Raw genomic sequence first — 6,000 nt, 5'->3', positions numbered from 1 at the left:
GCTAAACGGCGTTAATGCCATCTCGAATCCAACTGGGAGGAAGTGCTTCATACCACCGCCTATCGGCGTCATTGCGCATCGGGCTGCGTCCATCTGGCGATGCCCGCGGTCGGTCGCAATGCGGCTGGGTTGTCGGCGCACCTTGTGACATGAACGGAGTTCGCGTCAGCACGAAAGAGGTTGGGCCCGACTTCGGCGCCGTCGGGGGCTCGGGAGATCTCCGCGCCATCGTCGGCGCACTGCTGACCTACGGCTTGATCATCGCTGTTCTCATGCTCGTCATCTCGGCGGCGACATGGGCCATCGCATCGGGCTCCGGCAGTTGGCATAGCGCGCAGAAGGCGAAGGCCGGCTGCTTCGTCGCGATCGGGGGTGCGGTCCTGACCGGTGCGGCGCTGGCCTGGGCGAACTGGCTGTTGGACATCGGCGCCCACCTCTAAGACGACTGCCCTCGTCGTCAGGAGCCCACCGATGAACCGCGCCGCCGCCGTCCTGCTCCCGCTGGACATCAACATCAGTCCGAACTCCAACGGACTGCCCGGCATACAGCAGCTCAAGAGCATCGTCGGAGCCTCCATGACGGTCGGCCTGATCCTCGCCGTCCTCGCCCTGATCATCTCCGCGATCGTGTGGGCTCTCGGAGCGAACTCGTCCAACCCGCACCTCGCGGGCCGCGGCAAGCTCGGCGTACTCGTCGCACTCGGTGCCGCGATCGTCTGCGGGGCATCCGTGACGCTCGTGAACTTCTTCTGGAACGTCGGCCAGCAAGTCTGAGTGGAGGCATTCAATGGGTGTCTGCGATGTGCCGGCGATCCATCAGGTCTGCAACACCGCCGGGGACGCCGCCGGGGCGGTCGTCACCGCGCCGTTCGACTGGCTCGCTCAGGCCATGGGCGGCGCAGCCGAGTGGATGTTCACGTCCGTGTGGCAGGTCATCGACTCGACGACGTACGTCGACGTGACCAGCGGGGAGTACACGAAGGTCTACAACATCATGTTCGGCGTTGGCGTCTTCGTGATGATTGGATTCTTCATGCTCCAGGTCATCGGCGGCATGACCCGCCGCGAACCCGCGGCGCTTTCCAGGGCCGCGCTCGGGCTGGCGAAGTCGATCCTCGGATCATTCGTCGCGATCGCGCTCGTGGGCACCGCGTTGGAAGTGACCGACCGGCTGTGCATCGGGATCGTCAGCGCCGCCGGGACGAACATGGAGGAGATGGGCGACAAGGTCGCCGTACTTGCTGTCGGCCTGGGCGCCATCAACCTCACCTCGCCCGGCGCGGGCTCGATCCTCTCGATCTTTCTCTCCAGCCTCGCCATCGTCGGTGCGATGGTCGTCTGGATCAGCCTTCTGATCCGCAAGGCGCTCCTGCTGATTGCGATCGTCTTTGCGCCGATTGCGCTCGCCGGATCGAGCTGGGATCACACCCGCAGCTGGGTCAGCCGGTGGGCGACGTTTGTGATCGCGATGATTCTGTCGAAGGTCGTCCTGGTCGTGATCTTCTTGCTTGCCACCGCGCAGGTGTCGGCGCCGATCGACGCTGACCTGGGGTCGGTCAGCCAGCCGATGGCTGGCGTGGTGCTGATGCTCATGGCTGGGTTCGCGCCGTACCTGACCTACAAGGCAATCTCCTTCATGGGCTTCGACATGTATCACGCGATGTCTGCCGAGCAGGAGGCCAAATCCGCCCTCAACCGCCCGATGCCCATCCCCTTCTCCCGGCGTACCGGCAGCGAGCCGGCAAAGATCCTGGGCGGCGGTGGCGATGGTGGCGGAGGCAGCGGTACGACGACCGGTGGCGGCGCGGCCGCTGCGCCCTCGGGCGGTGGCTCTGCTCCCATCAGGGGAGGTGGTGGCGCGGCAGGTGGGGGTGCTGCTGCCGCAGGTGGCGCAGTCGCAGCTGGCGCGGTCGTGGCCAAGGAAGCGGCCGCCGCGGGGCCGCGGCTCGGCGGGTTCGTCGCAGCGCAATCGACCGGACCGGCCGAAGCCCCGGAGTCGGCCGCGCCGTCCTCCGTTCCTCCGCGGTCGCCGATCCGACGCTCGCCGAACCCGCCCCCTGGAAGTGACCCGTCGTGAGCACCTCAGCCAACACAGAATCGGGCCTGACGCCGATCAAGTTCTCCCGCCTCGCTCGCCGCGGCGTACTGCTGGGGCTGTCCGGTCCGCAGCTCTTGATGGCGAGTCTCGCCGCCGGCACGTTGATCCTCGGCCTGTACGTCGGCGCCGTAGTCCTGACGTTCCCGATGATCGGTGTCAGCGTCGGCCTGGCGTTCGTCGGCGTCGGCGGGAGGAAGTTGGTCGAGTGGGCTCCGATCGGTGCGCGCTGGGTGTGGCGCTCGGCCGGTGGGCAACTGCTCTACCGGCGCCGCATCGTGAAGCCGCGGCCCGCTGGAACCCTCGCGCTCCCGGGCGACGCCGCTCGACTGCGTCAGTGGGTCGATCCCGAGACCGGAGCCGCGATGGTCCATGATCCCCACGCTTCGACGTTGACCGCGATCGTCGGCGTCTCCCATCCGGCCTTCGTGCTCCTCGACCCAGCGGAGCAGGAGCGTCGTGTCGTGTCGTGGGGTCGCGTCCTCGCCACGGCCTGTCGGTCTGGACGGCTCGCGTCGGTCCAGGTGTTGGAGCGGACGCTTCCCGACTCCGGTAGGGGCCTCGCGGATTGGTGGCACCAGCACGGCAACCGGTCTGACACGTGGGCCGCGACGACGTACGGCGAGCTCGTCGACCGTGCCGGTCCCGCGGGTGAGCGTCACGCGAGCACGATCTCGATCGCGCTGGACATCAAGTCTGCCGGCCGAGCGATCAGAGCAGCCGGCGGCGGGAACCGCGGGGCAGCGGCGGTGCTCCGCCAGGAGATGGCGACGATGCTCGCGGCGCTGCGCGCCGCCGACCTGTCCCCCTCCGACTGGTTGACTCCTGGCGACCTGGCTCTGATCCTGCGCTCGGCCTACGACCCAGCTGTCTCGGGTGCGTTGGAGCGTCATGGCGACGTCGGCCGCGACTTGGCTACCGCCGGCCCGGTCGCAGTGACTGAGTTGTGGGGCAGCTTGCGCAGCGACTCCGCCCATCACTGCGTGCTCTGGATCAGCGAGTGGCCCCGATCGCTCGTCTTTCCCGGCTTTCTCGCGCCACTGCTGCTGTCCTCGGGGATTCGCCGGACCTTCACGTTGCTCTACACCCCGATGCGCAGCGACCGGGCCGCCCGAGACATCCGCAAGAAGAAGACCGAGTACATCTCGGATGCCGCCCAGCGTCAGAAGATCGGCCAGATCGAGGACGCCCAGCAGACCGCCGAGTACCAGGACGTCCTCCAGCAAGAAGCTGACCTCACCGCCGGGCACGGAGTCCTGCGCGCGACCGGCTTCGTCGCCGTCAGCGTCGCCGATCCCGACGAGCTCGAGCGAGCCGTCGCCGCGATCGAGCAGGCCGCCATCCAAGCCTCGTGCGAGACCCGGCGTCTCTGGGGCCAACAAGCCCAGGGGTTCGCTGCGGCCGCCTTGCCGCTGGGCCGATTGGTCTAGCCACGGTCCGAGCGTGGATCGGCCGACGCGCGCTTTTGCGGCACGGGCGGAGCACCGAACGCACCTCATCGATGAGACCACGTCCATCGAGGAGGACCCGATGCCTACCTTCAGCGACCCGGTGGTCGACGCCCAGGAGCTTCAGGAAGCCGTACGCGCACTGGCCCACGCGACACGACGGATCGAGGATCCTGAGGCCGTCTACTCGGTCCTCGGCTCAATCAGCTCGGCACTCTCGTCGCTGACGCAGACGTTGCATCAGCTCGGCGACTTCCACGACGGTCCGGGTACCACTACGTTTTCGGTGGCCGGCGACCCGCACGCCGGCCGAGCAGGGTCGTATCGGGTGTCCTGGGAGCTCCATCGCGCTGCCGAGATGGCCCGCCAGGTCGCCGAGGGCGTCGATCGCGCTCATGAGGTGGAGGCGACGATCGCGTACGCCGACCGTGACCTGCCCCTTTCTCCGGTTCCTCGCGCGGGTCATGACAACGGGTTGTCGTTGTGACGGGCTGGCAGGACGGGCGACTCCACTCGGCGGTCCTCGTCTCCCCGGGCCGGGAACGTCGCAAGGACCGGAAGCTGCGCAGGGCTGCAGCGCGCTCCATCACGTCACGAGATCGCGAGACCCGTCGCACCGAGGTGAAGCGCAAAGCGGACGCCATCGCCGACGAGCGCCGCTCGACTGTGACGATGCCGCGCGCTGGTGAACCCGGACCAGCAGCGCTCAAGACACCTGGCCGCTTCCGCCTCCCCCGTCATCAGGACACCTCGGCCACGCTCGCAGGGGCGTACCCGTTCCTGGCCGAGGGCGGCCTGGGCAGTGAGGGCGTCTTCGTGGGCCAGGACCTCTACTCCGGCAGCTCGTTCGTCTACGACCCCTGGATCCTCTACGCGCGCGGCCTGATCACCGCCCCGAACCTGGTGCTCGCCGGCATCGTCGGAGCCGGGAAGTCCTGCCTCGCCAAAAGCCTCTACACACGCTCCATCCCGTTCGGCCGCCGCGTCTACGTCCCCGGCGACCCCAAGGGCGAGCACACCGCCGTCGCGGAGGCAGTCGGCGGCCGAGCCATTGCACTCGGTCATGGGATGCCGAACCGGCTCAACCCACTCGACGAAGGCCACCGGCCCGCAGGCCTCGACGACACGCAATGGTCGGGCCAGATCGCGTCGCGCCGACGCGACCTCGTCGGCGCACTCGCCGAGACCGTACTCGACCGCAGGCTCACACCCCTGGAGCACACCGCGGCCGACATCGCCATCGACCGAGCCGTCCGCGGCTCCGACGTACCGGTCCTCCCCCTGGTCGTCGACCGCCTCCTCGCGCCAGACGCTGCGGACGATCCGGACGGACGGCTCACCGAGGACGGACGCGTTGTCGGCCACGCACTGCGCCGCCTCGTCGCGGGCGACCTGGCCGGCCTGTTCGACGGCCCGTCCACCGTGACGTTCGACCCAACGCTGCCGATGATCTCACTCGACCTCTCTCGCGTCACCGAGAACGCGACCCTCATCTCGGTCCTGATGACCTGCGCGTCCGCGTGGATGGAATCCGCACTCCTTGACCCCGAAGGCGGCCAGCGATGGGTCGTGTACGACGAAGCCTGGCGGCTCATGTCGCACCCCGCGCTGTTGCGGCGCATGGACGCCCACTGGCGATTGGCGCGCCACTACGGGATCGCGAACATGCTGATCTTTCACAAGCTCAGCGACCTCGAGAATGTCGGCGACCAAGGCTCCGCCATGCGAGCCCTCGCGTCGTCACTGCTGGCGAACGCCGAGACACGAATCGTCTATCGCCAGGAGTCCGACCAGCTCGGACCCACCTCGGCGGCCCTCGGGCTCACGGGTACGGAGCGATCTCTGATCCCCACCCTCGGCACCGGACAGGGGCTGTGGCGGATCAAGAACCGCTCCTTCGTCGTACAACACCAGATGCACCCCGCAGAACTCGAGCTGTTCGACACCACCGGACGCATGACCGGAGCACTTTAGAAGTTCGCGCGAATTTTGACGGTTCTGCGACGAACCTAAGCATACGCAGCGGCCTCGACCCGAGGAGCACACTCAGGTTCGTTGAGTGCGTTGTGGACGCGTGTCCCGTCCCCAATAGGCAGCCGTCACCGAGAACCTCTCCGGGCGGGGCATACGGGACGCGTGAGTAGCGGCGAGCAGGTGGCCTGCGGCTTCACCGCTGGGGGTTCCGCTTGCGGGACGGCTCCGAAGGTGAAGCGCTCATCATGGCTCATGAGCGGCTGCTACTCCGGCGGCTCGCGCTGACACGCCTTCAGCGAGGCTAGCCAACTGCCCCTGTCGGGGCGCCCGTTCCGCGGCTGTAAGAAGGTGCGGTGCCAGCATCACGGGCAACCTCACGAGCACCTACTTATGGACTAGTTGGGGCAGCTGCTCGGCACTTGAATCTCAGGCTGGCCCGAGGTCGAGCCACGCTGTTGAACACGTTCAACTTCTGCGCTAACC

At 67.8% G+C, this 6,000-nt stretch carries 6 protein-coding genes; all 6 read left to right on the top strand.

Annotated features, from left to right (window positions below; all coding sequences use genetic code 11):
• Positions 1-149 precede the first annotated feature (149 nt).
• The 6 genes from ABEA33_RS26720 to ABEA33_RS26695 all read left to right on the top strand — a co-directional run bounded on the left by ABEA33_RS26720 (position 150) and on the right by ABEA33_RS26695 (position 5,517).
• On the top strand, positions 150-440 hold the full coding sequence (locus tag ABEA33_RS26720; protein WP_345530197.1) for a DUF6112 family protein: 291 nt from the start codon (positions 150-152) through the stop codon (positions 438-440).
• 31 nt (positions 441-471) lie between these two features.
• On the top strand, positions 472-774 hold the full coding sequence (locus tag ABEA33_RS26715; RefSeq protein WP_345530196.1) for a DUF6112 family protein: 303 nt from the start codon (positions 472-474) through the stop codon (positions 772-774).
• A gap of 13 nt (positions 775-787) precedes the next feature.
• Positions 788-2,077: a TrbL/VirB6 family protein gene (locus ABEA33_RS26710; RefSeq protein ID WP_345530194.1), complete on the top strand. Its 1,290-nt coding sequence runs from the start codon at positions 788-790 to the stop codon at positions 2,075-2,077.
• The gene (locus tag ABEA33_RS26705; RefSeq protein ID WP_345530193.1) at positions 2,074-3,525 is read left to right on the top strand and encodes an SCO6880 family protein; all 1,452 of its coding nucleotides are present in this window, start codon (positions 2,074-2,076) and stop codon (positions 3,523-3,525) included. The genes ABEA33_RS26710 and ABEA33_RS26705 overlap by 4 nt, the downstream gene beginning before the upstream one ends.
• A 121-nt stretch (positions 3,526-3,646) precedes the next feature.
• Positions 3,647-4,030 (top strand): hypothetical protein, encoded by a 384-nt coding sequence (locus tag ABEA33_RS26700; protein ID WP_345530191.1) that lies wholly within the window; start codon positions 3,647-3,649, stop codon positions 4,028-4,030.
• Entirely contained in the window at positions 4,027-5,517 is a 1,491-nt protein-coding gene (locus tag ABEA33_RS26695; RefSeq protein ID WP_345530190.1) for an ATP-binding protein, read from the top strand. The genes ABEA33_RS26700 and ABEA33_RS26695 overlap by 4 nt, the downstream gene beginning before the upstream one ends.
• The last annotated feature ends 483 nt before the right edge of the window (positions 5,518-6,000 follow it).

Origin of the sequence: Nocardioides endophyticus, from assembly GCF_039543845.1 — a bacterium.
In the GTDB taxonomy this organism is placed as follows: domain Bacteria; phylum Actinomycetota; class Actinomycetes; order Propionibacteriales; family Nocardioidaceae; genus Nocardioides; species Nocardioides endophyticus.
Note: the sequence above shows the minus strand (reverse complement) of the source record. Positions and strands in the feature narration are given on the sequence as shown.

Coding starts and splice junctions, on each gene's coding strand:
- ABEA33_RS26720 (WP_345530197.1), top strand. CDS start 150: ATGAACGGAGTTCGCGTCAGCACGAAAGAGGTTGGGCCCGACTTCGGC.
- ABEA33_RS26715 (WP_345530196.1), top strand. CDS start 472: ATGAACCGCGCCGCCGCCGTCCTGCTCCCGCTGGACATCAACATCAGT.
- ABEA33_RS26710 (WP_345530194.1), top strand. CDS start 788: ATGGGTGTCTGCGATGTGCCGGCGATCCATCAGGTCTGCAACACCGCC.